Genomic DNA, 23,646 nt, shown 5'->3' on the forward strand with positions numbered 1-23,646 from the left:
TCGATGATCTCTCCTGATTTGCCCGCAGCGCTGAAGGCATCCCTCGAAGCCAGGCTGCACGGGCAGTCGCGGCAGGATGCCGCCGCTCGCGCGGCCCGCATCTCGGATTCCTATCGCAGCGGCGGCAATTCGGGGACGATCACGAGCGAAGCCGACGCAATCGCCTATGCCACTGTGCGGATGCCGGCGACGTATGCTGCGGTGGTGGCCAGCCTGAATGCCTTGATGCAGGCCAGCCCGGACTTCGCCCCGGCCTCGCTGCTCGATGTCGGTGCCGGTCCGGGCACCGCAAGCTTCGCTGCGGCGGACGCATTCCCGTCGCTGGCGTCTTTCGCCGCCATCGATTCCAATCCCGCCTTGCGCACGCTCGCGCTGGCGCTCGCTGGCGACGCGACACGCATCCGCGACCTCGACTACGCGCTGGGCCCGGCGCGAGCGCTGCTCGAGCGCAGCACGGGCGCCGATCTCGTCATCGCCAGCTACATGATTGGCGAACTGAGCGACGCCGAACGCCCGGGCATCATTGATGCGCTGTGGACGAGGACCGGCGATACGCTCCTGATCGTCGAACCCGGCACGCCCGCCGGCTATCAGCGCATCATCGCGGCGCGCGACCGCCTGATCGCGTCCGGAGCCCACATCGCCGCCCCCTGCCCGCACGCCGCGGCGTGTCCACTGATCGCACCGGATTGGTGCCATTTCGCCCAGCGGCTGGCGCGCTCGCGGGCGCATCGCGAGCTCAAGGGCGCGGACGTTCCGTTCGAGGACGAGAAGTTCAGCTTCATTGCCCTCACCCGCAAGCCCGCGACGCATCGGCCCGCCGCACGCGTGCTGGCGCCGCCGGCGGTCACCAAGGTCGGGGCAACCGCGAAGCTGTGCCAGGCGGATGGTGCCGCCAGGGTCGTCAGCATCCCCCGCCGCGACAAGCCCGCCTTTGCCGCCGCGCGGCGCTGGGACTGGGGCGACGGCGTGGAGCCGCCAGGTTCGTAGATGCCTCGGCCGACGGCCCATGGTTAACGGCGGGTCGTATTCGTCTCTCATTTTCGCGATTTCGCGAAACCGGCGAGAAATCCGCGCTTGCTACGGTGAGCTGTAACAGGCGCTGAAGGCGCTACTCACAAGGGAACGCGTTTCGATGTTCAGGACGATGATGATCACCGCCGCGCTGCTGGCTTCGGCAGGAACGGCCCTGGCAAACAGCCACGGTGGTGGATCCTCGGCACCGCCCCCGCCGAAGCAGGAAGGCCCGCCGGCCAAGGCCATCGTCGGCAAGAACGGCCCCGTCCTGGTCGATCCCAAGGGGATGACGCTGTACTACACCGAGCGCGACAACACCGGGAACAAATCGACCTGCGACGGTGCCTGCGCCGAGAAGCGGCCGCCCCTGATCGCACCCGACAACGCGACCGCCAGCGGCGACTTCACCGTCATCACCCGCAGCGACGGCAAGAAGATGTGGGCCTACCGCTACCGTCCGCTCTACACCTCGCAGCTCGACAGCGCCCCGGGCGATATCAAGGGCAACGATCCCACGCAGCAATGGCGGGTTGCCCGTCCCTATTGAGCCCTGCGCATCACTGCCTCCGGCGCCCATTCGGTCGCCTGGGCGACCATCGAACGGACCAGTCAGCCTCAAGCGACTTGAACGAGCATCCCCCCTAATGCGACCAATGCACGCCGGTCCACCTGCGGACCGGCGGCGCCGTCGCGTGGCGGCGCCTCGTCCTCCTGCCCTCTCCCTCGGAGCCCGTCATGTCCGGCTGGATCGTCCTCGGCATCATCGTCATCCTCGTACTGTTCGCCCTTGGCGCCTACAACCGGCTGGTCGCCCTCAGCCAGCGGGTCGGCCAGGCCTTTGCCGACATCGACGTCCAGCTCAAGCTGCGCCACGACCTGATTCCGAACCTGGTCGAGACCGTGAAGGGCTACGCCGCGCATGAGCGCGGCACCCTCGACGAGGTGATCAAGGCCCGCAATGCGGCGATGTCGGCGCAGGGCCCGGCCCAGGTCTCGGCCGCCGAAGGCCAGCTCTCCGGCGCGCTCGGGCGCCTGATCGCGCTGTCCGAGGCCTATCCGGACCTCAAGGCCAACGCCAACTTCCAGCAACTCGCCGGCGAGCTCTCCGACATCGAGAACAAGATCGCCGCCAGCCGCCGCTTCTTCAACAACGCTGTGCAGGAATACAATACCAGCATCCAGCAGATGCCGGCCGCGCTGTTCGCCGGCACCTTCGGCTTCACCCGCAAGGAATTCTTCGATCTCGGTACCAGCCGGGCCGAGGTCGAGGCCACGCCGAGCGTGAAGTTCTGAGCCAGCGCCTTCGCGCCTGAAGGGCCCGAAATCATGGCCGCCTATGGTCTCTACACCCACATCGCATCGAACAAGACCCGTTCGATGCTGCTGCTCGGCGGCCTGTTCCTGCTGATCTACGTGCTGGTGTTCGCCGGCGCGCTGATCGCGGAGGTCATGATCAACGGCAATGGCAGCGTCGCCTATTACATGCAGGCCGCTACGCGCGACCTGATCAAGGCGTTGCCCTGGGCCACGATCGGCGCCGCGGCCTGGATCGTCATCGCCTATTTTTTCCATCAGAAGATGATCGACGCCGTGACCGGCGGGACGGCCGTGACCCGCCAGGAGCAGCCGCGGCTGTACAATCTGCTCGAGAATCTCTGCATCTCGCGCGGCATCACCATGCCGCAGCTGAAGGTCATGGACAGCCCGGCGCTGAACGCCTTCGCCACCGGCCTGAATCCGCGGCAATACGCCGTCACCGTCACGAGCGGTCTTCTGAACGCACTCGATGACCAGGAGATCGAGGCGGTGCTGGGCCACGAACTCACCCATATCCGCAACGGCGACGTGCAGCTGATGGTCGTGGCCGTGATCATCGCCGGCGTGGTCGGCTTCTTCGGCGAACTGTTCTTCCGCCTGTTCACCAACATGAGCTGGGGCGGCGGCTGGGGCCGCTCGTCGTCGTCCTCCTCCTCCTCGTCCGACTCCGACCGCAAGGGCTCCGGCGGCGGGGCCATCATCGTCGTGATCATCGCGGTGGTGCTGATCGTGGTGGCCTGGCTGCTGTCCCAGGTGGTCAAGCTGGCGCTGTCGCGCACCCGCGAATACCTTGCCGATGCCGGTTCGGTCGAGCTGACCAAGAATCCGGACGCCATGATCAGCGCCCTGCGCAAGATCGAAGGGCGGGGCGAACTGCCCGGCGCCACCTCCGCCGTCATGGAATTGTGCGTCGACAATCCGCGCGAGGGCTTTGCCGATTTGTTCGCCACCCACCCCTCGGTCGACTCCCGCGTCCAGGCGCTGATCAAGTTCGCCGGCGGCCATGATCCCGGCCCGCTAGCGCTGCCGTCCGACGGGAGGGATAACGATACCGGTGACGAGCCAGCCGACGGCACTGCGCCACCGCCGCTGCCCCCGGCCGGCCCCTGGAGCGATGCCGATGGAGGGGGTAAGTCACCCGGCAGCGGGCAAGCCGCCCCGGAAGGCCCCTGGACGACACCTGCTGCAGGCCCATGGGGCCGGCATTAGGACCAGCAGCTGCGGCGCTGTTCGAGCCCCGATCGCGCGCAGCGCGCAATCATCCCGGCATTCGCTCTCAAGTGTTTCGGCGCGAACCGGACGTTTCGGCTGGAACGGGTCCGATTGCGCCGATCTGTTGCAGCGAAGGCGCAAATTTCCCCGGTCTCGTGCTGCAATGAATTTGAATTCTCCAGCGTTTCTGCCATGTTCGCGCCCAAAGCAGAATGCAAAGCGCCGGCCCCCTGGCCGGCCTCAGGGCTGAAGGACTTTCCATGGCGAAACCGGCAGTGGTTGTGGTGGGTGCGGACAAGGGCGGGGTCGGCAAGACCACGGTGTCGCGGACGTTGCTCGATTATTTCAGCGCCAACAACGTCCCGACCCGGGCGTTCGACACCGAGCATCCGCGCGGCACCCTGAAGCGCTTCCACCCGGAAATCACCGAGATCGTCGACATGAATTCGACGCCGGACCAGATGAAGATCTTCGACACCTTGAGCGCGGTGGCGCCCTCGGTGACCGTGATCGACGTCCGCGCCGGCCTGATGTCGCCGACGCTCGCGGCACTGCGCGACATCGGCTTCCTCGACGCCGCCCGCTCCGGCCAGATCACCTTCGCGGTGTTCCACATCCTGGGCTCGTCGATCGCCTCGCTGGACGAGATCGCGGAGACGGCAAGCTACATGATCGGCGCGAAGTACTTCCTGGTGAAGAACTTCATCAACAACACCAGCTTCTTCGAGTGGGACCAGTCGACCTACAATTCCTACTTCCACCGCATCAAGGATGCGACCGAGCTGACCATCCCCAAGCTCAACGAGATGGCGTTCGAGCAGGTCGAGGTCGCCTCGGTGCCGTTCCTGAAGTTCGTCGCCAACAAGGGCCCGCGCGACGAGGCCGCCAACTACTCCTTCGTGCTGCGCGGCTATGTCCGGCATTGGCTCGCCAATGTCTGGAGCGAGTACGACCGCATCAAGCTGACCGACATCGTCGGTTCGACCAAGGCGGCGGCGCCGCGGCCGGCCGGGGAAAAATAGCAGCCCCGTGAAGGATGGGACTTTATCGCAACCGCATTTGACCTGATATAGGTCTGATGCCCGCAACGCCCGTCTACATCGTCTGCTCGCCCCGGCCGCAGTCCGGGAAGACGCTGCTTGCGCGGGTGCTGAGCGAGTTCCTGCTGCTCAAGAACGGCCAGGTGCTCGCCTTCGACGTCACCTTGCGCGAGCCGTCGCTGCTCGACTTCCTGCCGCAGATCACCGAGACCGCGACGATCGAGGACACCTACGGCAAGATCCAATTGATGGATCGCGTCATCCTCAACGACGGCATCGCCAAGGTGATCGACCTCGGCTACTACTCGTTCGACGAGTTTTTCAAGATGTCCGAGGAGATCGGCTTTTTGAAGGAGGCCTCACGGCGGAACGTGGTCCCGATCGTTCTGTACTGCGCCGAGGGCGACCGGGTGTCGATGCGCGCCTACGACGCCCTGCGGCGACAGATCCCGCGACCTCAGCTGATCGTGGTCGAAAACGACCACGTCCTGCGCGAGGAGCTCCCCGACCTCTACAGCCGCGGCAAGCATCTGCGCATTGCCGCCCTGCCCGCGTTCCTGAGGACCTATATCGAGCGCTTCTCGTTCTCCTTTACCGGCTATCTGCGCCAGGAGAAGGACCCGTCCACCGAGCTCTATCAATGGATCCGGCGCAACTACTATGCGCTGCGCGAGATCGAGAACGAGCTCCTGATGCAGCGGTCCTGACGCCGCCGCGCGTTCCTCAGTGCCCCTCGAAGGAGATCAGCGTGCGCACGGGCACGTCGAGCGCGCGCAGCTTGGCGGCGCCGCCGAGATCCGGCAGGTCGATGATGAAGCAGGCCGCCACCACCGTGGCGCCGATCTGGCGGAGCAGCTTCACCGCCCCCTCGGCCGTGCCGCCGGTGGCGATGAGGTCGTCGACCAGGATCACGCGCTCGCCGGGCTCGACCGCGTCGACATGCATCTCCATCTCGTCGGTGCCGTATTCCAGCGCATAGGACATGCTGACCGTCTTGTGCGGCAGCTTGCCCTTCTTGCGGATCGGCACGAAGCCGGCCGAGAGCTGATGCGCCACCGCGCCACCGAGGATGAAGCCGCGCGCCTCGATGCCGGCGACCTTGTCGATCTTGGAGCCGGCCCAGGGATGCACCAGCTCGTCCACCGCGCGACGGAACGCGCGCGCGTCCGCCAGCAGCGTCGTGATATCCCGGAACAGGATGCCCGGCTTCGGATAGTCCGGAATGGTGCGGACCGTATTCTTGATGTCCAGATCGAACGTCATCGTGCTCTCATCCACTCTGTTTATGTGCCGTCATTGCGAGCGAAGCGACGTGTCCGCCGAAGCCCACTCGGGCGAAGGCGGAAGCAATCCAGGGTCGCGAAAACAACTCTGGATCGCTTCGTCGCTCACGCTCCTCGCGATGACGGCAACCACCTTTCACCCCGGCTGATTGAGCCGGAACGCATTCTCCACGATCCTCAAACCCACGGCATCGCCGAGCGACATCAGCGACTCCGGGTGGAACTGCACGCCGCCGACCGGCAGCGTCTTGTGCTCGATCGCCATCGCCACGCCGTCCTCGGTCGCTGCGGTGACGGTCAGCACCTCCGGCATGCTGTCGCGCTCGACGAACAGCGAATGGTAGCGGCCGATGACGATCTCGTTCGGCAACCCCTGCATCAGGCGTCCGCCGCGCACCTGGACCCGCGACGGCCTGCCATGCGCCGGTTGGGCGAGCTGGCCGAGCTGACCGCCAAAATATTCGCCCATCGCCTGCACGCCGAGGCACACGCCGAAGATCGGCAGCTTCTTCGCGAGCGCCGCATCGATCGTCGTCGAGATCTTGAAGTCCTCGGGGCGGCCCGGTCCGGGCGACAGCACGATGAGATCCCAGCTGCGCTCGGCCAGCATCTTCAAGGCATGGACGTAACGCACCACGGTGACGTTGGCGCCGACCTGGCGGAAATAGTCCGCCAGCATGTGCACGAACGAATCGTCGTGGTCGATCAAGAGCACGTTCTTGCCGGAGCCGGTGGCGTCCGGCGCGGTCGAGGACAGCGGCTTCGGCGGATCGCCGCGCAGCGCCTGGAAGAGGGCCGCGGCCTTGACCTGGCACTCGCGATCCTCGGCCGCGGGGTCGGAATCGAACAGGCAGGTCGCGCCGACGCGGACCTCGGCGAGCCCGTCCTTCATGCGGATGGTGCGGATGGTGAGGCCGGTGTTGATCGAGCCGTCGAAATTCACCGCGCCGATGGCGCCGGCATACCAGCGCCGCGGCGAGCGCTCATTGTCCTCGACGAACTGCATCGCCCACAGCTTCGGCGCACCGGTCACGGTGACCGCCCAGGCGTGCGTCAGGAATGCGTCGAGCGCGTCGAAGCCCGGCCGCAGCATGCCCTCGACGTGATCGACGGTGTGGAACAGCTTGGAGTAGGTCTCGATCTGCCGGCGCGCGAGCACCTTGATGGTGCCGGGGACGCAGATGCGCGCCTTGTCGTTGCGGTCGACGTCGGTGCACATGTTGAGCTCGAACTCGTCCTTCTCCGAGTTCAGGAGCTGGCGGATCTGCTCGGCATCGCCGATGGCGTCGCGGCCGCGGGCGATGGTGCCGGAGATCGGACAGGTCTCGACGCGGCGGCCATCGGAGCGGACGAACATCTCGGGTGACGCCGACACCAGAAACTCGCCGTCGCCGAGATTCATCAGCGCCCCATAGGGCGACGGATTGATCCGGCAGAGCCGCTGGAACACTTCCGCCGGCGAGCGCTCACAGGGCTCGGCAAACAGTTGGCCGGGCACCGCCTCGAACAGGTCGCCGCGGGCAAACGCCGCGCGGGCCTTCTCGACCGTCGCCTGGTACTCGCCGGGCGCGTGATCGGCAAAACCCTGGCGCGGCTCCTTGAGATAGACGCTGGCGTCGGTGTCGCGCGGCAGGCCTGATGTCGACTGGCCATTCCAGGAAAAATCATACGACAGCACCACGCCGCGGCCGGTGGCGCGGTCATAGGCCAGCAGGCGATCCGGCACGTAGAGCACGATGTCGCGCTGGTCCTTCTCGCGCGGCCGCTTCTGCAAGAGGTCCTCGATCTGGAACACGAGGTCATAGGCGAAGGCGCCGAACAGGCCGAGCAGCGGATCGTCATTGGCCGACAGCACAGCGATCATCGCCCGCACCAGCGACATCACGCTGGCGCGGCGGGTGCGCTGGTCCTCCTCGACCGGGGCAGGCCCGCGGACGATGTGCCCGGCGAGCCGCGCAGGCGAGGCCTCGGTGATGACCACGCAGGGCTCGCGCAGCGTGTCCTTGAGGAACGCGATCAGCACCTCGCCGCGACGATTCAGCGCCTGCAGGGTGAAGGTGGTGCCCTTGGTCTCCAGCACGAGCGGCGGATCGGCAAAGCCGAGGTCAAAACTCTCGTAGCGGCCGGGCACGGTCGTGCCCGAGGACAGCACCACGCCGCGGCGGCGGTCGAGCAGGTCGATCAGATCGTCGAGCCGGCTGGCGCCACCGGAAAACTGCTCGACGGCGCGCGTGATCGCGAGCCCGCCACGAGTGCGGTAGTCGCTGACAGCTGGAAGGGCGAAAACGGTCCTGTTCATGGGGTCCTCTCAGGCGTCCTCTTACGAAACTTGCCGAGGAAACGCCACACAGGACCAACCGGAAGCCGCCGCTGCGTGGCGGCCCCTCTGCGATTGGATGTCAATAAAATCGCACCGGCCACCTTTTACAAGGTGCGCCACCAGAGACGGGCTGGGCGGACAAGGGTGCTCATGGCGCGGACCTGACCATGCGGGACGGCTGCGGTCAAGTGCGGCGGGGCCACAAATGGGGGTGGGATGCGTCAGCAAATCAACAGAGGCGCCGCGGGGCGGCTGCCAGATACAGCGCCCTCGCCCCTTGCGGGAGAGGGCATGCACGGCCCATCCGCGGGCGCGGTTGGGTGAGGGGTATCTCTCCGCGAGTCCTGCTTGCAGAGGCATACCCCTCACCCAATCGCGTTTGCCGCTCTGTCCTACATGCCCTCTCCCACAAGGGGCGAGGGCGCAATAACGGGCAGCGGCGAGGCCAAGGCAAGAGCGGAAACTGAGATGACGATCAAACATGGAAAAGCATTCTCGCGACACGATCTGCCCGAGGGATGATCATCGACACCGCCCTCTCCAAGTCGAGGGCGCAGGGAAGGCCGGGCATCGGCTGATGCCCGTGGCCCGCCTGCAGCAAAAAAAGCAGGCGGCAGTCACCACAGGTCAGCCGGACGACCGGCCTTCCCTGCGCGATGGTTTGACGGATTATACGCATTCTCCCCGGGGACCGGGCTGTCTTGCCCCCGTGACTGGCGGATCATCCACCAGCGTAGCCTCAGCGTCGGGAGGCCAGGACCATGCGACTTCACCGTGCGCGCCCGCCGTTCGTCCGCACGACCTGAGCCATGCTGCGACGTGACGCGCCCACCGCATCTCCACCCCGCGTCTCGTGACGATCGCGATACGCCCCTCGTGCCGGGGTGGGACGCGCACATCCAAGCATGAATTCTGAAAAAGAGAAACAAGAATATTTTTCGAGGCCGGACTGGACAGGGCAAATCAGCTTGAGACGGCTGATGAATTTGGCGTACCGGCGCATGCTCGACCAGCCCGGCTCAGATCTCACCGGCAGAGCGGCTATCCGAATTGCCGGGCCTGCGGCGCCCGGTCTATGCTGCATCGTCTCCCTTGCAGAAGGCATTCGTCCGTTGCAACGCCATTCCCTGGCCCTGCCCGCCATGCTCCTTTTTGCCCTGGCGACGGCGCCCGACGCTGTTGCACAGAGCGAGCCGCCACCGGCCTGGTGCCTGGACCGCCGTTTCCCGGCCGACCAGCGTATCGAGAGCTGCACCTTCGCATTGCAGTCCGATCGATGGTCCGGACAGGAGGAGATCCAAGGCTATTTCAATCGTGGCAATGCGTACTATGAGAAACAGGACTATGACCGCGCCATTGCCGATCTCACCGAAGCAATCAGGCTCGATCCCTCTTACCCGGCAGCTCGCAACAATCGTGGGTTCGCCTACGCGGCCAAAGCCGACTACGACCGCGCGATTGCCGACTATGACGAGGCGATCAAGCTCGATTCGAAAAAGCCGCTCTACTACTACAATCGCGGCTTGGCCTACTTCTCGAAAGAAAATTATGATCAGGCGCTCTCGGACTTCAATCGAACGTTGGCGCTGGATCCCGAGCAAGCCAAGCCCTACGTTGATCGCGGCGCAGTCCATGTTATCAGGAACGACTTCGATCGCGGACTCGCAGATATAGACGAGGGGATCCGACGCGACCCGACTGACGCCACCGGATACACCCTTCGCGCCATCGTGCATAAACACAAGAAGCAGTTCGACCGCGCCATTGCCGACTACAGCGCTGCGATCAAATTTGGCCTGACGCCCGCGAAAGCCCTTAATGCCCATTTCAACCGAGGGATCGCGTATTTCGAAACAGGTGACATCGATCAGGCCATCGCCGATTTCGACGAAACGATCAGGCGCGATCCGGGTCACGTTCTTGCCCATGTCAATCGCGGTATTGCATATGACGACAAGGGCGATCACGACCGGGCCATCGTGGATTTCGGCGTGGCGATCAAGCTCGAGCCGCAGCACGCGAAAGCATACATGAACCGCGGCGCGGCCTACGACAAGAAAGGCGATCATGATCGCGCCATCGCCGATTATGACGAGGCCTTGAGGCTCGATGGCAAGCTGGCAGAGGCCTTCAACCGTCGCGGCATCGCCTACGACGACAAAGGGGATCACGACCGGGCCATCGTCGACTTCGACCAAGCCATCAGGCTCGATCCGAGCTATGCCGATGCCTACAACAATCGCGGCCTCGCCTATAAGGAGAAGGCGGACTACGATCGCGCGATCGCCGACTTCGATGCGGCCATCGCCCTGGAGCCGGATTTCGCCGAGGCCCAAGGCAACCGGGACGCGGCTCGCGAGCTGAAGAAGAGCCGCGAAGCTGCCATACCGCCCCCGCAACGATAGGCGTTTCCGCAGCGAATCCGGTCGGGGCGCCGCTTTCGGTCAACCCGACTCTTCCGCGCACCTCATGCGCCGCCACTCGGCAACCGCAACGCGCTGCGATGCATATCAAGCAAATCGCCACGACACTCCAGGCGGCCAGCCGCAACCAGTGCGCGGACACGCGCGAACAACTGCAGATCACCTGTCTGCATGCCCTCGGTCCAGCTCTCGCAGAGCGCCTCGCCGATGATCCTCGCCGTCTTCGTCCATTCGGCGGTGGCGCAGGACAGCAGCAGGGGATCAAAATGCGTGATCGGGGCTGAGACGAGCTCGCCGTCGCGGAGAATGCGGAACGGCGCGTTATCCGCTTTGAGGCGCGCCCATTGTTCGCGGCAGGCCGCGCGCATATCCGATGTGAGGTGCTGCCCAAAACTCCAGAGTTGATTGTCGCTGATGATGGAGGGCTTTAGCTCGCCGAGGCTGAACACCCGGCGCGGATTGGGCGCGCCATGATCCCCTGCCCTCGCGACAGCGTCAGCGAGATCAACGATCTCGATCGGCTCGTCGCCGAGCCGCCACAGGAATTCGAGGAAGCCGGCATATTCCTGGGTCGACCGCCGCGTGAGCCAGGCGATCCTGCTATGCGTGCGCGAGAGCGCCTCGTCCCAGAATGATGTGGCCCGTCCGCCCACCTCGTCCCAACCTGACACTTCAAATTCCTGGTCCACCCAGGCGGTTCGCAACGCTGGATCGGGCGGGTCGATCGGACCGAAGCTCAGGCTGTCGCCAAGACCAATGACGCGGTCGTCGCGGCCAGCGTGCTGGAGCGCAGCGCGCAACATGCCGGCGGCAGACATGTTGAAGACGACATGAAGAATGGAGCGGGGAATCATGATCTCCTTTGCCAGACGTGCGTTCAGCCGGGGCGAGGCATGCCGCTTCCCTCGCGCCTCATCGCCACGCGAGCCTGCTGAAGCGCACCGATGACCCGATCGAGCTCTTCGGCCGCCAAGAACACCTCGATGTCTCCTTCAGTCCTCAACGACAGCGCTAAACCGATGCTGTCGCCGACGACGCGAACCAGCACGCATGCCTCGTCACCGGAGGATGTGTCGACGAACCTGATCGGGTCGATGGTCATGCGGGATCCTGGATTGGCTGATAGGCCACTCTAGCAGTATCGACGCGTCGTGAGAGCCGCCGTGCCGCCAAGATGACGGTGGGCTCCCCTCCCCCTTGCGGGGAGGGGAGCCCACCGATGTCGGGGTGAGAGGCCCATTCACGCTTGCGAAGATGACCCCGCTCGCGGCGCGCGCCGTCACATCAGCCTCCCGGCTTCACCAGCCCGAGCTCCCTGAACTTCATCTCCGTCGCCACCACGGCATTCTCATACACCTCGCCGCGCTCGACGAAGTAGTTGAAATAGCCGGCCGGCGTTTCCGGCTGGATCTCAACCAGATCGACGGTCTTGTATTTGGGATCGGTGATCACGCCGCCCGCGATCAGATCGTTGATGCGCTTGAGCGCGTCGACCTCGGCCTTGTAGCCGACCGAGAACCACATCTCAGTGGTCCAGTCCTGCACCTCGAACCAGTTGGCGGGCGCCTGGCCCTGCCACCCCTGGGCGAGCGGGCGGACGGCGAAGATGCGGTCGAAGCCGTGCAGCTCGGAGATGATGCTGGCGCGGTGATAGGCGCCGTCCATCTGTCCCTGCGGCAGCTTGGTGAAACCGTAGAGCGACAGCCACAGCGCAGCCTTGACCGCCTCTGGCGTGATCGGGCGGATGGCGCGCTCGGCCAGCACCTCGGAGGCGTAGCGCAGATCGCGCTTGGCCGCCGATTCCCGCGCCTTGACGGCATGGGCGTTGGGAACCGACTTCTCCGCCGGCAGCATCGCCCGCGCCGCCTCGTTGCCATAGAGATAGCCCGTGCCCGCCTCGGGATCATAGGTGTTGAACACAACGCCGATCGGCGTGGCATTGAGCGTCTCCGCCGCGTGCGCGAAGTCAGCCTCGCTGCGCACCGGGACATATTGCTGCGCCGGCCACAGCCGGTCCGCGAGGGCGTTGAACGGGCCGTCGCGCCAATCCGGCCAGGAGACGAATCGCGCCAGCGCCTCGGCATAGGCGGGACGAAACACGCCGGGATAGCCGAACAGCACTGTGCGCAGCTGCGACGCCGGATCTCTGAGGCGGTCGGAGGACATCAGCTCGTTGCGCAGATCGAGACCCTGAAGCCACGCCGACAGCACCAGGATCTGGCCGGACGTCGCGGTGACGAGATCCGGCGTGACGCCCCAGGCGCGGGCGGTGTCGAGGAAGCCGGCGCCATGGGCGTTCAAGCCGCCCAGCCCAGCCAGCGCAAAGGCCACACGCACGGCTTTCTCCATCAGCAGAGGAACCGGAGAACGCTACCTCAGATTGTTTCGGCGACGCAACCGACGGCGAGGCACGGCGAATTCGACCATCGAACGAAGCGACGCGTTGCGAACATGATCAATGCTCAGATCCCCACAAAATCCCGGTGATTCGCGGAAGCGTACGGCGGCAAGCGGCGAAAAGCTGCAGCCGGCGGCTGTGAGCCCCCTCCACAACCTCATGTTGCGCGCGTGCAGAATGCTCCACTTATCGACCAATGATTGTCGCAACCCCAAAAAAGTTACATAACTTGGCTGTGCGCGAGGGCAACACTGTTGTCTAGCTGCAATAGTGTGGCAATGATTGGTTAACCATATTGAATTACCTTGGTTAACATGGCCCGCGGCAAACAGCCTTCAGTGTCGCATGCGCTCCCGAAGCAGCCGACGCTGCTCGATTGCTTCCTCGAAGCGCAGGCGAAGCGGACGAAGCGTCGGCGACGCCCCGCCGACGCGGTGACCAGCGCCGATCCCTTGGATCCTGCAAACGACGCTTCGGCTCTCGATGAGGCCGAACAGCCGTCGGCCGAGACCAAGACCGCCCGCGCGGTTTGAGTCCGCGCGGCACGGTTGAGGACCGACACGCCGGCCCTCTCGGCTCAGCCGAGGTGCTTGTGGAAGAACGCCGTGGCGCGGCCCCAGGCGAGCTCGGCGGCCCTGCGATCGTGCACGGTCATGCGCTGCTCGTTCACGAAGGCATGCTCGGCATCGTAGCGATAGAGCTCGAGCGACTTGCCGGCGGCCTTCATCGCCTTCTCGAAGCCGTCCACCAGCGCCGGCGTGCACCAATCATCCTTGTTGGCAAAGTGGGCCTGCAGCGGGATCTTGACGTCGGCCGGCTTCGCCGCCTGCTCCGGCGGAATGCCATAGAACACGACGCCGGCGGCGAGCTCGTCGATCTTGGTCGCGCCGATGATCGTCACCGCGCCACCGAGGCAGAAGCCGGTGAGGCCAACCTTGGCGCCGTTGCGCGCCAGATATTGCGCGGCCCCGCGCACGGTCTGCGTGGTCGCGTCCATGAAGTCGAGCGAGTTCATCTCCCGGCCCGCCGCATCCGTGTCGTGATAGGGCACCACCGTGCCCTTGTAGAGATCGGGCGCCAGCGCGTTGAAGCCGGCGAGCGCAAAACGATCGCACATCCCCTTGATCTGGTCCTGCAGGCCCCACCATTCCTGGATGACGACGACACCCGGCGCATCGGCCTGCGCGGCCTTGGCGAGATAGCCCTTGGCCTCCTGGCCGTCGGGGCGCTTGAAGCTGATGAGTGTGCCCATGTGTTCCTCCGCATTTTCTGATTGGGATGCTCAGGAGCGCGGTTTACCGCAAATCCGTGTCCGGCGCGACGGGAGCAATCGGGTTCGTTTCAACGTGACTCCCGTAGCCCGGATGAGCGCAGCGACATCCGGGACCACAACCGGCGCCGCGACGATCCCGGATATCCGGGCGATGGCCCTCGACCAGCCAGCCCCACAGCAGCGCCGCGGTGATATCGATGCCGCCATAGGCGGCATAGGCGCGGCCGGCGAGCGGGCTGTCGGCCAGGGTCAGCAGATAGGCAAAGCCGGCAAGCGCGGCCAGCCCCGGCAGCAGCCATAGCGGCGACTGGCCGAGCCGCAGCTAGGCCCAGAACGCGAAGCAGCCGCCGATTTCGAGCACGGCGGCGCCTGCGAAGGCCAACGATGAAGTCATGCGTCCCCTCCTCTGCCGTGCCTCGCCAATGGCGCGACGGCCAGACCGGCCAAAAGCAAAAAAGCCCCCGAAGGGGCTTTTTCAATCTCATGCCGTGATGGCCCGCACACCGCTCAATGCGCGGCGGCCCAGACCCGCTTCTTGGTGAAGTACATCAGGCCGGCGAAGATGATCAGGAAGATGAACACCTGGTAGCCGAGGCGCTTGCGCGCCTCCATGTGCGGCTCGGCGGTCCACATCAGGAAGGTCGCGACGTCGTGGGCATACTGCTTCACGGTGGCCGGCGAGCCGTCGTCGAACGTCACCTGGCCGTCGGACAGCGGCGGCGGCATCTTGATCGCATGCCCGGGGAAGTACTTGTTGTAGTACGAGCCCTCCGGGATGGTGACGCCGTGCGGCGGGGTTTCTTCATAGCCCTGCAGCAGCGCGTTGATGTAGTTCGGGCCCTGCTCCTGGAACTGGGTGAAGAAGTCGATCAGGAACCAGGGGAAGCCGCGCTTGTACGAGCGCGCCTTGGCCATCAGCGACAGGTCCGGCGGGGCCGCACCGCCATTGGCGGCCCGTGCGGCCTGTTCGTTCGGGAACGGCGACGGGAAGTAGTCGGCCGGCCGGCCCGGACGCTCGAACATGTCGCCGGCGTCGTTGGGACCGTCCTTGATCTTGTACTCGGCCGCGAAGGCGGCGGCCTGCGCCGCCGAGTAGCCGGGGCCACCGGGCTCGGCGAGGTTGCGGAACGCCACGTATTGCAGCGAATGGCAGTTCGAGCAGACTTCCTTGTAGACCTTGAGGCCGCGCTGCACGGCGCCGCGATCGAAGGTACCGAACGGACCGGCGAACGACCAGCTCGCCGACGGCGGGTTCTCCTGGCCTTCGCTGGCACGGGCGTCGCCCATGCTGCCGGCGAGCAGCGACACCGCAGCGACCAGCGCGATCGCGGTCGAGACCATCGGCGCCGCCTTGCGGCCGGACTTGGCCAGCACGTCGTCAGCGATCGAGTTCGGCAGCGGGCGCGGCCGCTCGATGCGCGCGAGCAGCGGCAGCACGATCAGGAAGTAGGCGAAATACAGCATCGTCAGGATGCGGCCGAGCACGACATAGACGCCCTCCGGCGGCTGCGCGCCGAGATAGCCAAGGCCGATGCAGACGACGACGAAGATCCAGAAGAACTGCTTGCCGAGCGGACGGTACTTGTTGGAGCGGGTCTTGGCCGAGTCGAGCCAGGGCAGGAACACCAGCACGATGATCGCCGCGAACATCGCCACGACGCCGGCGAGCTTGTTCGGGATCGAGCGCAGGATGGCGTAGAACGGCAGGTAGTACCATTCGGGCACGATATGCGCCGGCGTCACCGCCGGGTTGGCCGGGATGTAGTTGTCGGCCTCGCCGAGATAGTTCGGCATGTAGAAGATGAACCAGGAATAGAAGATCAGGAAGCAGGTGGCGCCGAAGAAGTCCTTGATGGTGGCGTAGGGCGTGAACGGCACCATGTCCTTCTCGGTCTTCGGCTCGACGCCGGCCGGGTTGTTCTGGCCGGCGACGTGCAGCGCCCAGACGTGCAGCACGACCACGCCGGCGATCAGGAACGGCAGCAGGTAGTGAAGCGCGAAGAAGCGGTTCAGGGTCGGGTTGCCGACCGAATAGCCGCCCCACAGCAGGGTCACGATGCTCTCGCCGAAATACGGCACGGCCGAGAACAAATTGGTGATGACGGTGGCGCCCCAGAAGCTCATCTGGCCCCACGGCAGCACATAGCCCATGAAGCCCGTCGCCATCATCAAGAGATAGATGATGACGCCGAGGATCCAGAGCACCTCGCGCGGCGCCTTGTATGACCCGTAATAGAGGCCGCGGAACATGTGGATGTAGACGGCGAGGAAGAACATCGACGCGCCGCAGGCATGCATGTTGCGCAGCAGCCAGCCGTAGTTCACGTCGCGCACGATCAGCTCGACCGACTTGAAGGCCAGGTCGGCATGCGGCGTGTAGTGCATCGCCAGGATGACGCCGGTGACGATCTGGACACCCAGCATCATCGAGAGGATGGCGCCGAACGTCCACCAATAGTTCAGGTTCCGCGGCGTCGGATAGGCAACGAAGGACGAGTGGACCAGGCCGATGATCGGAAGTCTTTGCTCGAGCCACTTCAAGGCGGGGTGGCTCGGCTGGTAGTCAGAAGGTCCACTCATGATGCGTTCCTGAAGAAATTATCTTGCACGATCGAGCGTGAGCTGAAGACGAACGTCCGCTCAGCCGATCTGGATCTTGGTGTCGGAAACGAACTGATAGGGCGGGACGGGAAGGTTGAGCGGCGCCGGCCCCTGGCGCACGCGGCCGGAAGCATCGTACTGGGAGCCGTGGCACGGGCAGAAGAAGCCGTCGTAGTTGCCTTCATGGGCGATCGGGATGCAGCCGAGATGGGTGCAGATGCCGATCACGACCAGCCACTGCTCGTGGCCGTCCTTGGTGCGCGACTGGTCGGTCGCCGGATCGATCAGGCTCGACACGGGAACCTTACGGACCTCCTCGACCTGCTTCTTGGTGCGGTGGGAGATGTAGATCGGCTTGCCGCGCCAGAACACCTTGATGTCCTGACCTTCGGCGACCGGAGAGAGGTCGACCTCGATCGGCGCACCGGCCGCGATGGTCGAGGCATCGGGATTCATCTGGGAGATGAAGGGCCACAGGGCGGCCACACCACCGACCGCCGCGGTCGCGCCCGTGGCGACGAAAAGAAAATCCCGGCGTGTCGGATGATCCGCAGTAGACGCTGTCACGATTCCAACCCTTTCTTCGTTGCAGCCGGTGGAACCGCCCCGCTCGACGTCTTGGATCTCGGCGTTGGAGATCACGTGACCGGGAGATCCTGCCGGCGCCCGCGTCCCCCGCGGCGGCAGAAAACGGCTCGCTCCACCGCCCCTGGGGAACAAGCCGTCCAGAATCGTTCTATTGGCACCCTTGCGATACGAGCGCAAGCCCGCTATCGGCCCTGCAGCACGCCATGCACCAATTCCCGCGCAGGAAGCGGACTTTCCGCCTCAGTCTTAAGACCAATTCGCATGCAGATCGCGCTCTATCAACCCGACATTCCGCAGAACACCGGAACGATCCTGCGGCTGTGCGCCTGCCTCGGGCTCGCGGCCCACATCATCGAGCCGGCCGGCTTTCCGGTGTCGGACCGGCAGTTCCGCCGCGCCGGCATGGACTATCTGGACCAGTTGAATTGGCGGCGTCACGATTCATGGCACGCGTTCGAGGCCTGGCGGGCGGCGGCGGGCCATCGCCTGCTGCTGCTGACGACCAAGGCCGCGATCTGCTATCTCGACTTCAGCTACGGCGCGGACGACATCCTGCTGCTCGGGCGCGAGAGCGCCGGCGTGCCGGAGGCCGTGGCGGAGGTCGCCGATGCGCGGCTGCGGATTCCGCTGCAGCCCGGGCTGCGCTCGCTGAACGTGGCGATGGCGGCGGCGATGGCCGCCGGCGAGGCGCTGCGCCAAACCGGACAATTCGTCCAAATGCAATCTGCGCAAGGAGCCGAAGGGTGAGCTACGCGGTGAAGGAAATCTTCATGACCCTGCAGGGCGAAGGCGCCCAGGCGGGCCGCGCTGCGGTGTTCTGCCGCTTCGCCGGCTGCAACCTGTGGAGCGGACGCGAGGCCGACCGCGCAACCGCGACGTGCCGGTTCTGTGACACCGATTTCGTCGGCACCGACGGCACGCTCGGGGGCCGCTATGACAGCGCCGATCTCGCCGAGGCGATTGCCGGGCAATGGACAGGCGGTGCCGCCGACCGCTATACGATCCTCACCGGCGGCGAGCCGCTGCTGCAGGTCGATGCCGACCTGATCACGGCGCTTCACGCCCGCGGCTTCGCGGTCGGGATCGAGACCAACGGCACGCTCATTCCGCCCGACGGCATCGACTGGATCTGCGTCAGCCCGAAAGCGGGCACCGAGCTGAAGCTGCGGCAGGGCCATGAGCTGAAGCTGGTCTATCCGCAGGACGGCGCCGGGCCGGAGCGGTTCGAAGGCCTCGCCTTCGAGCGTTTCTCGCTGCAGCCGATGGACGGGCCCGACGCGGCCGCGAACACGGCGCGCGCGATTCAATACTGCCAGCATCATCCGCAATGGCGGCTCAGCCTGCAGACGCACAAGATGATCGGCATCAGATAGGGATTGTGACTGACACGATGTGGGAATTGACCAAGTCGTTCACCTTCGAGGCCGCGCATACGCTGCCGATTACGACGCTCGGCGAAGCCAGCCAGGAAATCCACGGCCATTCCTTCCGCGCCGAGGTGACGGTGCGCGGCGATGCGACCAATCCCGAGACCGGCATGGTGGTGGATTTCGGCGTGCTGACGCAGCGCTTGAGCGAGATCCAGGCCATGCTCGACCACAAGTTCCTGAACAAGATCGAGGCGATCGGGCTGCCGACGCTCGAGAACCTGTCGCGCTTCATCTATGAGCGCGTCCGCTCCATCGGCCATGTCACCAAGGTCAGCGTCCACCGCGACAGCTGCCGCGAGACCTGCACCTATTTTGGCCCGCAGGGCTGATCGCTTATGGTAGTAGCCAGGTGTAGCGACATGAGCGGTCCCACCCTCCCCTCCAGGGGAGGGTGAAAGAAACGCGCCCCGGGGAAAACTGCCATGACCACTGCCGCCATCGAGGATCGCAAGGCCCGCGCCCGCGCCTGGTTCGAGAGCCTGCGCGACCAGATCTGCGCGGCGTTCGAGCGGCTCGAGGACGAGGCGCCGGCCGCCCTCTATCCACGTCAGGCCAGCCGCTTCGTGCGCACGCCGTGGGAGCGCACCGATCATGCCGGCGGCCCGGGCGGCGGCGGCGTCATGAGCATGATGCACGGCCGGCTGTTCGAGAAAGTCGGCGTGCACTGCTCCACCGTGCATGGCGAGTTCGCGCCCGAATTCCGCAGCCAGATCCCTGGCGCCGCCGAGGATCCGCGGTTCTGGGCCTCGGGCATCTCGCTGATCGCGCATCTGTGGTCGCCGCACGTGCCGGCGGTGCACATGAACACCCGCTTCGTCGTGACCACGAAGGCCTGGTTCGGCGGCGGCGCCGACCTGACGCCGGTGCTCGACCGCCGCCGCACTCAGGAAGACCCGGATACGCTCGCCTTCCACGCCGCGATGAAGAGCGCCTGCGATGCGCATGCGGCGGTCGCGTCGTACGACAAGTACAAGCGCTGGTGCGACGAGTACTTCTACCTGCCCCATCGCAAGGAGCCGCGCGGCATCGGCGGCATCTTCTACGACCATCACGATTCCGGCGACTGGGAGGCCGATCTCGCCTTCACCCAGGATGTTGGCCGCGCCTTCCTGAAGGTCTATCCGGAGCTGGTCCGCCGCAATTTCGGCGCGCCTTGGACCGACGCGGACCGCGAGGAGCAGTTGATCCGGCGCGGCCGCTATGTCGAATTCAACCTGCTTTATGACCGTGGCACCACATTTGGGCTGAAAACCGGCGGCAATGTCGACTCGATCCTGTCCTCGATGCCGCCCGAAGTGAAATGGCCCTGAAACCTTCAGCCCCGCCGCCGCGTACCCAGGAGATGACCGCTCCCCTGCCCCGCGCCATGCTGATCGACATGGACGACACCATCCTGTCGGCCTATGGCCGGCCCGAGATCGCGTGGAACATCGTCGCCACCGAATTTGCCGACGAGCTGGCGCCGCATACCTCGCAGGAGGTGGCGGCCGCGATCCTCTCCTCGGCGCGCAGCTTCTGGTCGGTCGCCGGCGCCGAATGGCGGATGAAGCTGATCCAGGCCCGCCAGGAGGTGGTCAAGGGCGGCTTCGCGGCGTTGATCGCCGCAGGCCCGGCGCTGCCGATCGAGCTTGCGATCCGCATCGCCGACCGCTTCACCGCCTATCGCGACGAGCAGATGTTCATCTTTCCCGGCGCGCATGAGGCGATCGACGCATTCAAGGCGCGCGGCGTCCGGCTGGCGCTCGTGACCAACGGCGAGGCCGGCCAGCAGCGCGCCAAGATCGAGCGCTTCGCGCTGGCGCACCGCTTCGACCACATCCAGATCGAGGGCGAGCACGGCTTCGGCAAACCCGAGGAGCGCGCCTATTGGCACGCGATGGAGCGGCTCGGCGTCGGCCCCGAAGACACCTGGATGATCGGCGACAATCTCGAATGGGAGATCGTGGCGCCACAGCGGCTCGGCATCTATTCGATCTGGATCGACGTCCATGGCGACGGCCTGCCGGAAGGCACCGACGTCAAGCCCGACCGCATCATCCGCTCGCTGACCGAGCTCGTGCCGGCCTGAAGCCTGGTGATCAATGCAAGAGCGCCGGCCCGTCAGGACCGGCGCTCTGTCGTATCCGGATCAGGCCGGACGCTCGGCGACGTTGGGACGCCATTTGATCAGGCGGCTCTCCACGAGGTCGAGCAGCGCGTCGATGCACAGCACGAAGATCGCCAGGATGAAGATGCCGGCGAACACGCCGACCGCATCGAAATTGCCTTCGGCCTGCGCGATCAGATGGCCGAGCCCGGCGGACGAGCCGAGATATTCGCCGATGATGGCGCCGACCACCGCAAAGCCGACCGAGGTTCGCAGCGACGACAGGATCCAGCTCGCAGCCGCCGGGAAGTAGACGTGACGCAGCAGCTCCGAGCGCCGGGCGCCGAGGATGCGGGCATTCGCCAGCACCACCGGGTTGACCTCGCGCACGCCCTGCAGCGCGTTGAAGAAGGTGACGAAGAACACCAGGGTCACCGCAAGCGCCACCTTCGACCACAGGCCAAGGCCGAGCCATAGCACGAAGATCGGCGCCAGCACCACGCGCGGCACGGCGTTGAGCGCCTTGATGAAGGGATCGAGGATGCGCGCCGCGGAATGGTTGAGGCCGAGCCAGACGCCGGCGGTGACGCCGAGTCCGGTGCCGATGATGTAGCCGAGGATCGTCTCGGTCAGCGTCGTCGAGACATGCGCGTAGAAGCTCTGCGCCGACAGCCAGGCAAACACCTGCTTGAGCACCGCCAGCGGCGCCGGGAAGAAGAACGGATCGATGACGCCATAGGTGACGCCGGCCTGCCAGCCGCCGACGATGACGATCAGCAACGCGAGCTGGATGAGGCGTTCAGTCATGGCGGGCATAGCTCTTCTCCACTTCCCCGCGCAGCGAGGCCCAGATGTTGCGATAGAGATCGGTGAAGCGCGGATCGAGCTTGATCTCGGCCACGTCGCGCGGCCGCTCCAGGTCGACTGGGAAGCTGTCGATGACCCGCGAGGCCGGTCCCGAGGCCAGAACGACGACGCGATCCCCCAGCGCGATGGCCTCCTCGAGATCGTGGGTGATCATGACCACCGCGCGCTTCTCCTCCTGCCACAGCCGCAGCAGCTCGTTCTGCATCAGGTGGCGGGTGTGGATGTCGAGCGCCGAGAACGGCTCGTCCATCAGGATGACCTTCGGCCCATGGATGAGCGCCTGAGCCATCTGCACGCGCTTGCGCTGGCCGCCGGAGAGCTGGTGCGGATAGCGGTGCTCGAAGCCCTTCAGCCCGACCTTGACGAGCCAGGCCATTGCGCGCTCATGGCGCTCACGGGCCGACACGCCGCGGAACAGCGGGCCGAGCTCGACATTCTCGATCGCGGTCTTCCACGGCAGCAAGGCATCCTGCTGGAACAGATAGCCGATGTTGCCCTGGACACCGCGCACCGGCTGGCCATCGATGGCGATGCTGCCGGCGCTCGGCTTCAAGAGGCCCGCGATCGCGTTGAGGATGGTGCTCTTGCCGCAGCCGGTCGGACCGGCAATGGCGAGAAACTCGCCATCGGCGACCGTCAGATTCACGTCCCTGACGGCGGTGTAGCTGCCGAAGGACATGGTGACCTGATTGATCTCCACCATGCTCCTGGCGCTGCGGGACTGAACCATCGGGTCCGGGTCCTTGACGACGGCGAGTGCCATTGTTTTCCTCCCGATCAGTTCGAGACGCTCTGCGCCTTCACGGCGAAGGCGTTGGTGTAGGTCTTGGCGAGGTCGATCGACGCCGCCTCCACCTTGTCATTGAAGCTCTTGAGCACATGCAGCGGCGTCTGCACATCGGTCTCGTCGAACTGCCCATCTCTGGAGAAGATCGCCTTGGCGTTCTCAACCGCCTTCGTATAGGTCTCCTTCTCGCCGGAGATGAAATCGTTCGGCAGCACCGCGACGATCTCCTCGGCGCTGTGCGTGGCGATCCAGCGCAGTGCCTTGACCGTGGCGTTGGTGATCTTCTGGACCGTTGCCGGGTTCTTCGCGATGTACTGCTGGGTCGCGTAGAGCACGGAGGTCGGATAGATGCCGCCATAGACCTGCTTGGCGCCCTCGTCGCTTCGCGCATCGATCAGGATCTTGCCGATCCCCTTCTGCTCGACATAGGTCGCGGCCGGATCGTAGTTCACCAGCAGATCGATCTTGCCCTGCTCCAGCGCGGCCACGGCAGCGGCCCCTGATCCGACGCCGATCAGATACACGCTCTCGGCGGGGATCTTGTTCTGCTTGAGATAATAGCGGACGAAGAAGTCCGAGGATGATCCGGGGGCGGTGATGCCGATCTTGGCGCCCTTGATGGTCTCCGGCCTGGCCGGGTCGAACGTCGCAGCCTTGCCACCGGCCAGCACCAGACCGGAATTGCGCGACAGCAGCACGAAGCCGACGACCGACTTGTTCTGCGACTGCATCTGGATGGTGTGGTCGTAGAAGCCGACGGCGACATCGGTCGATCCGGCGACCAGCGCCTGCAGCGTCTTGGAGCCGCCGGAGGCGAAATTCTCCACGGTGATGTCGAGCCCTTCCTTCTGGAACAGGCCAAGGCCCACCGCGACCGGAAACGGCAGGTTGTTCAGATTGTACGAGCCGACGCTGATGCGCACGGGCTCGGCGGCGGCCGAGCCGCAGATTGCGACAGCCGCAGTGATGGCGAGCATGAGACGACGCATGTGACTTCCTCCCTT

Annotated in this window: 25 protein-coding genes; 13 read left to right on the forward strand and 12 right to left on the reverse strand. The window is 65.4% G+C overall.

The window, feature by feature from the left end:
• Nucleotides 1–3: 3 nt before the first annotated feature.
• The 6 genes from QX070_RS17915 (at nt 4) to QX070_RS17940 (ending at nt 5,293) form a co-directional block, all read left to right on the forward strand.
• Entirely contained in the window at nt 4–990 is a 987-nt protein-coding gene (locus tag QX070_RS17915) for a small ribosomal subunit Rsm22 family protein (RefSeq protein WP_315738332.1), read from the forward strand.
• Between the two features lie 145 nt (nt 991–1,135).
• Nucleotides 1,136–1,564, forward strand: a complete 429-nt coding sequence (locus tag QX070_RS17920; protein ID WP_315738333.1) for a hypothetical protein — start codon at nt 1,136–1,138, stop codon at nt 1,562–1,564.
• A gap of 188 nt (nt 1,565–1,752) precedes the next feature.
• On the forward strand, nt 1,753–2,310 hold the full coding sequence (locus QX070_RS17925) for a LemA family protein (protein ID WP_315738334.1): 558 nt from the start codon (nt 1,753–1,755) through the stop codon (nt 2,308–2,310).
• 33 nt (nt 2,311–2,343) lie between these two features.
• The gene (locus QX070_RS17930; protein ID WP_315738335.1) at nt 2,344–3,543 is read left to right on the forward strand and encodes a M48 family metallopeptidase; all 1,200 of its coding nucleotides are present in this window, start codon (nt 2,344–2,346) and stop codon (nt 3,541–3,543) included.
• A gap of 263 nt (nt 3,544–3,806) precedes the next feature.
• On the forward strand, nt 3,807–4,568 hold the full coding sequence (locus tag QX070_RS17935; RefSeq protein WP_009025709.1) for a hypothetical protein: 762 nt from the start codon (nt 3,807–3,809) through the stop codon (nt 4,566–4,568).
• Nucleotides 4,569–4,624: 56 nt separating this feature from the next.
• Nucleotides 4,625–5,293 (forward strand): hypothetical protein, encoded by a 669-nt coding sequence (locus QX070_RS17940; protein ID WP_315738336.1) that lies wholly within the window; start codon nt 4,625–4,627, stop codon nt 5,291–5,293.
• 16 nt (nt 5,294–5,309) lie between these two features.
• Here the strand turns inward: QX070_RS17940 and QX070_RS17945 are convergent, their stop codons facing one another.
• Both QX070_RS17945 and QX070_RS17950 read right to left on the reverse strand, forming a co-directional pair.
• The gene (locus QX070_RS17945; RefSeq protein WP_315738337.1) at nt 5,310–5,849 is read right to left on the reverse strand and encodes an adenine phosphoribosyltransferase; all 540 of its coding nucleotides are present in this window, start codon (nt 5,847–5,849) and stop codon (nt 5,310–5,312) included.
• A 156-nt stretch (nt 5,850–6,005) separates the two neighbouring features.
• Nucleotides 6,006–8,168, reverse strand: coding sequence for an anthranilate synthase component I (locus tag QX070_RS17950; protein ID WP_315738338.1), 2,163 nt, complete (start codon nt 8,166–8,168; stop codon nt 6,006–6,008).
• Nucleotides 8,169–9,094: 926 nt separating this feature from the next.
• On the opposite strand from QX070_RS17950, the gene QX070_RS17955 reads away from it, so the two are divergent.
• Nucleotides 9,095–10,594 carry a tetratricopeptide repeat protein gene (locus QX070_RS17955; protein ID WP_315738339.1) on the forward strand — a complete coding sequence of 500 codons (1,500 nt, stop codon included), beginning with the start codon at nt 9,095–9,097 and terminating at the stop codon, nt 10,592–10,594.
• Nucleotides 10,595–10,656: 62 nt separating this feature from the next.
• On the opposite strand, the gene QX070_RS17960 is transcribed toward QX070_RS17955, so the two are convergent.
• The 3 genes from QX070_RS17960 to QX070_RS17970 all read right to left on the reverse strand — a co-directional run bounded on the left by QX070_RS17960 (nt 10,657) and on the right by QX070_RS17970 (nt 12,949).
• On the reverse strand, nt 10,657–11,466 hold the full coding sequence (locus QX070_RS17960) for a DUF3658 domain-containing protein (RefSeq protein ID WP_315738340.1): 810 nt from the start codon (nt 11,464–11,466) through the stop codon (nt 10,657–10,659).
• 23 nt (nt 11,467–11,489) lie between these two features.
• The gene (locus tag QX070_RS17965; protein WP_315738341.1) at nt 11,490–11,714 is read right to left on the reverse strand and encodes a hypothetical protein; all 225 of its coding nucleotides are present in this window, start codon (nt 11,712–11,714) and stop codon (nt 11,490–11,492) included.
• A gap of 182 nt (nt 11,715–11,896) precedes the next feature.
• Entirely contained in the window at nt 11,897–12,949 is a 1,053-nt protein-coding gene (locus QX070_RS17970) for a hypothetical protein (RefSeq protein WP_315738342.1), read from the reverse strand.
• 375 nt (nt 12,950–13,324) lie between these two features.
• Between QX070_RS17970 and QX070_RS17975 the strand changes: the two genes are divergently transcribed.
• Complete coding sequence (locus QX070_RS17975) at nt 13,325–13,543, forward strand: hypothetical protein (protein ID WP_315738343.1); 219 nt, start codon at nt 13,325–13,327, stop codon at nt 13,541–13,543.
• Nucleotides 13,544–13,587: 44 nt separating this feature from the next.
• Here QX070_RS17975 and QX070_RS17980 read toward each other — a convergent pair whose 3' ends face one another.
• From QX070_RS17980 to petA, 4 genes are all read right to left on the reverse strand, one after another.
• Entirely contained in the window at nt 13,588–14,262 is a 675-nt protein-coding gene (locus QX070_RS17980; protein ID WP_315717281.1) for a dienelactone hydrolase family protein, read from the reverse strand.
• A 43-nt stretch (nt 14,263–14,305) separates the two neighbouring features.
• Nucleotides 14,306–14,605 (reverse strand): YnfA family protein, encoded by a 300-nt coding sequence (locus tag QX070_RS33045; RefSeq protein ID WP_409999176.1) that lies wholly within the window; start codon nt 14,603–14,605, stop codon nt 14,306–14,308.
• 185 nt (nt 14,606–14,790) lie between these two features.
• Nucleotides 14,791–16,863: a cytochrome c1 gene (locus tag QX070_RS17990; protein ID WP_315738344.1), complete on the reverse strand. Its 2,073-nt coding sequence runs from the start codon at nt 16,861–16,863 to the stop codon at nt 14,791–14,793.
• 60 nt (nt 16,864–16,923) lie between these two features.
• Nucleotides 16,924–17,454: a ubiquinol-cytochrome c reductase iron-sulfur subunit gene (gene petA, locus QX070_RS17995; protein WP_315738712.1), complete on the reverse strand. Its 531-nt coding sequence runs from the start codon at nt 17,452–17,454 to the stop codon at nt 16,924–16,926.
• Nucleotides 17,455–17,733: 279 nt separating this feature from the next.
• On the opposite strand from petA, the gene QX070_RS18000 reads away from it, so the two are divergent.
• The 5 genes from QX070_RS18000 (at nt 17,734) to QX070_RS18020 (ending at nt 20,970) form a co-directional block, all read left to right on the forward strand.
• Nucleotides 17,734–18,219, forward strand: coding sequence for a tRNA (cytidine(34)-2'-O)-methyltransferase (locus QX070_RS18000; RefSeq protein WP_315738345.1), 486 nt, complete (start codon nt 17,734–17,736; stop codon nt 18,217–18,219).
• On the forward strand, nt 18,216–18,845 hold the full coding sequence (gene queE / locus QX070_RS18005; protein WP_315738346.1) for a 7-carboxy-7-deazaguanine synthase: 630 nt from the start codon (nt 18,216–18,218) through the stop codon (nt 18,843–18,845). The genes QX070_RS18000 and queE overlap by 4 nt, the downstream gene beginning before the upstream one ends.
• Nucleotides 18,846–18,862: 17 nt before the next feature.
• Nucleotides 18,863–19,231, forward strand: a complete 369-nt coding sequence (locus tag QX070_RS18010; RefSeq protein ID WP_315738713.1) for a 6-carboxytetrahydropterin synthase — start codon at nt 18,863–18,865, stop codon at nt 19,229–19,231.
• A 93-nt stretch (nt 19,232–19,324) separates the two neighbouring features.
• Entirely contained in the window at nt 19,325–20,212 is an 888-nt protein-coding gene (gene hemF, locus QX070_RS18015; protein ID WP_315738347.1) for an oxygen-dependent coproporphyrinogen oxidase, read from the forward strand.
• A gap of 32 nt (nt 20,213–20,244) precedes the next feature.
• Nucleotides 20,245–20,970 (forward strand): HAD family hydrolase, encoded by a 726-nt coding sequence (locus tag QX070_RS18020; protein WP_315738714.1) that lies wholly within the window; start codon nt 20,245–20,247, stop codon nt 20,968–20,970.
• Between the two features lie 60 nt (nt 20,971–21,030).
• On the opposite strand, the gene QX070_RS18025 is transcribed toward QX070_RS18020, so the two are convergent.
• The 3 genes from QX070_RS18025 to QX070_RS18035 are packed head-to-tail and all read right to left on the reverse strand — an operon-like array spanning nt 21,031 to nt 23,631.
• Nucleotides 21,031–21,804 carry an ABC transporter permease gene (locus QX070_RS18025; RefSeq protein WP_315738348.1) on the reverse strand — a complete coding sequence of 258 codons (774 nt, stop codon included), beginning with the start codon at nt 21,802–21,804 and terminating at the stop codon, nt 21,031–21,033.
• Nucleotides 21,788–22,618 carry an ABC transporter ATP-binding protein gene (locus tag QX070_RS18030; RefSeq protein WP_315738349.1) on the reverse strand — a complete coding sequence of 277 codons (831 nt, stop codon included), beginning with the start codon at nt 22,616–22,618 and terminating at the stop codon, nt 21,788–21,790. The genes QX070_RS18025 and QX070_RS18030 overlap by 17 nt, the downstream gene beginning before the upstream one ends.
• 14 nt (nt 22,619–22,632) lie before the next feature.
• Nucleotides 22,633–23,631, reverse strand: a complete 999-nt coding sequence (locus QX070_RS18035; protein WP_315738350.1) for an ABC transporter substrate-binding protein — start codon at nt 23,629–23,631, stop codon at nt 22,633–22,635.
• Between the last annotated feature and the right edge of the window lie 15 nt (nt 23,632–23,646).

This window comes from Bradyrhizobium sp. SZCCHNR1093 (genome assembly GCF_032381175.1).
In the GTDB taxonomy this organism is placed as follows: domain Bacteria; phylum Pseudomonadota; class Alphaproteobacteria; order Rhizobiales; family Xanthobacteraceae; genus Bradyrhizobium.

Bases quoted from the DNA above. Each gene is read 5' to 3' on its own strand.
- QX070_RS18030 (WP_315738349.1), bottom strand. From the start codon at position 22,618: ATGGCACTCGCCGTCGTCAAGGACCCGGACCCGATGGTTCAGTCCCGC.
- QX070_RS18020 (WP_315738714.1), top strand. From the start codon at position 20,245: ATGACCGCTCCCCTGCCCCGCGCCATGCTGATCGACATGGACGACACC.
- QX070_RS18010 (WP_315738713.1), top strand. From the start codon at position 18,863: ATGTGGGAATTGACCAAGTCGTTCACCTTCGAGGCCGCGCATACGCTG.
- QX070_RS17920 (WP_315738333.1), top strand. From the start codon at position 1,136: ATGTTCAGGACGATGATGATCACCGCCGCGCTGCTGGCTTCGGCAGGA.
- QX070_RS18000 (WP_315738345.1), top strand. From the start codon at position 17,734: ATGCAGATCGCGCTCTATCAACCCGACATTCCGCAGAACACCGGAACG.
- QX070_RS17990 (WP_315738344.1), bottom strand. From the start codon at position 16,863: ATGAGTGGACCTTCTGACTACCAGCCGAGCCACCCCGCCTTGAAGTGG.
- QX070_RS17960 (WP_315738340.1), bottom strand. From the start codon at position 11,466: ATGATTCCCCGCTCCATTCTTCATGTCGTCTTCAACATGTCTGCCGCC.
- QX070_RS17915 (WP_315738332.1), top strand. From the start codon at position 4: ATGATCTCTCCTGATTTGCCCGCAGCGCTGAAGGCATCCCTCGAAGCC.
- QX070_RS17965 (WP_315738341.1), bottom strand. From the start codon at position 11,714: ATGACCATCGACCCGATCAGGTTCGTCGACACATCCTCCGGTGACGAG.
- QX070_RS17975 (WP_315738343.1), top strand. From the start codon at position 13,325: ATGGCCCGCGGCAAACAGCCTTCAGTGTCGCATGCGCTCCCGAAGCAG.
- QX070_RS17925 (WP_315738334.1), top strand. From the start codon at position 1,753: ATGTCCGGCTGGATCGTCCTCGGCATCATCGTCATCCTCGTACTGTTC.
- QX070_RS18025 (WP_315738348.1), bottom strand. From the start codon at position 21,804: ATGCCCGCCATGACTGAACGCCTCATCCAGCTCGCGTTGCTGATCGTC.
- hemF (WP_315738347.1), top strand. From the start codon at position 19,325: ATGACCACTGCCGCCATCGAGGATCGCAAGGCCCGCGCCCGCGCCTGG.
- QX070_RS17930 (WP_315738335.1), top strand. From the start codon at position 2,344: ATGGCCGCCTATGGTCTCTACACCCACATCGCATCGAACAAGACCCGT.
- QX070_RS17940 (WP_315738336.1), top strand. From the start codon at position 4,625: ATGCCCGCAACGCCCGTCTACATCGTCTGCTCGCCCCGGCCGCAGTCC.
- QX070_RS17980 (WP_315717281.1), bottom strand. From the start codon at position 14,262: ATGGGCACACTCATCAGCTTCAAGCGCCCCGACGGCCAGGAGGCCAAG.
- QX070_RS18035 (WP_315738350.1), bottom strand. From the start codon at position 23,631: ATGCGTCGTCTCATGCTCGCCATCACTGCGGCTGTCGCAATCTGCGGC.
- QX070_RS17955 (WP_315738339.1), top strand. From the start codon at position 9,095: ATGAATTCTGAAAAAGAGAAACAAGAATATTTTTCGAGGCCGGACTGG.
- QX070_RS17935 (WP_009025709.1), top strand. From the start codon at position 3,807: ATGGCGAAACCGGCAGTGGTTGTGGTGGGTGCGGACAAGGGCGGGGTC.
- QX070_RS17945 (WP_315738337.1), bottom strand. From the start codon at position 5,849: ATGACGTTCGATCTGGACATCAAGAATACGGTCCGCACCATTCCGGAC.
- QX070_RS17950 (WP_315738338.1), bottom strand. From the start codon at position 8,168: ATGAACAGGACCGTTTTCGCCCTTCCAGCTGTCAGCGACTACCGCACT.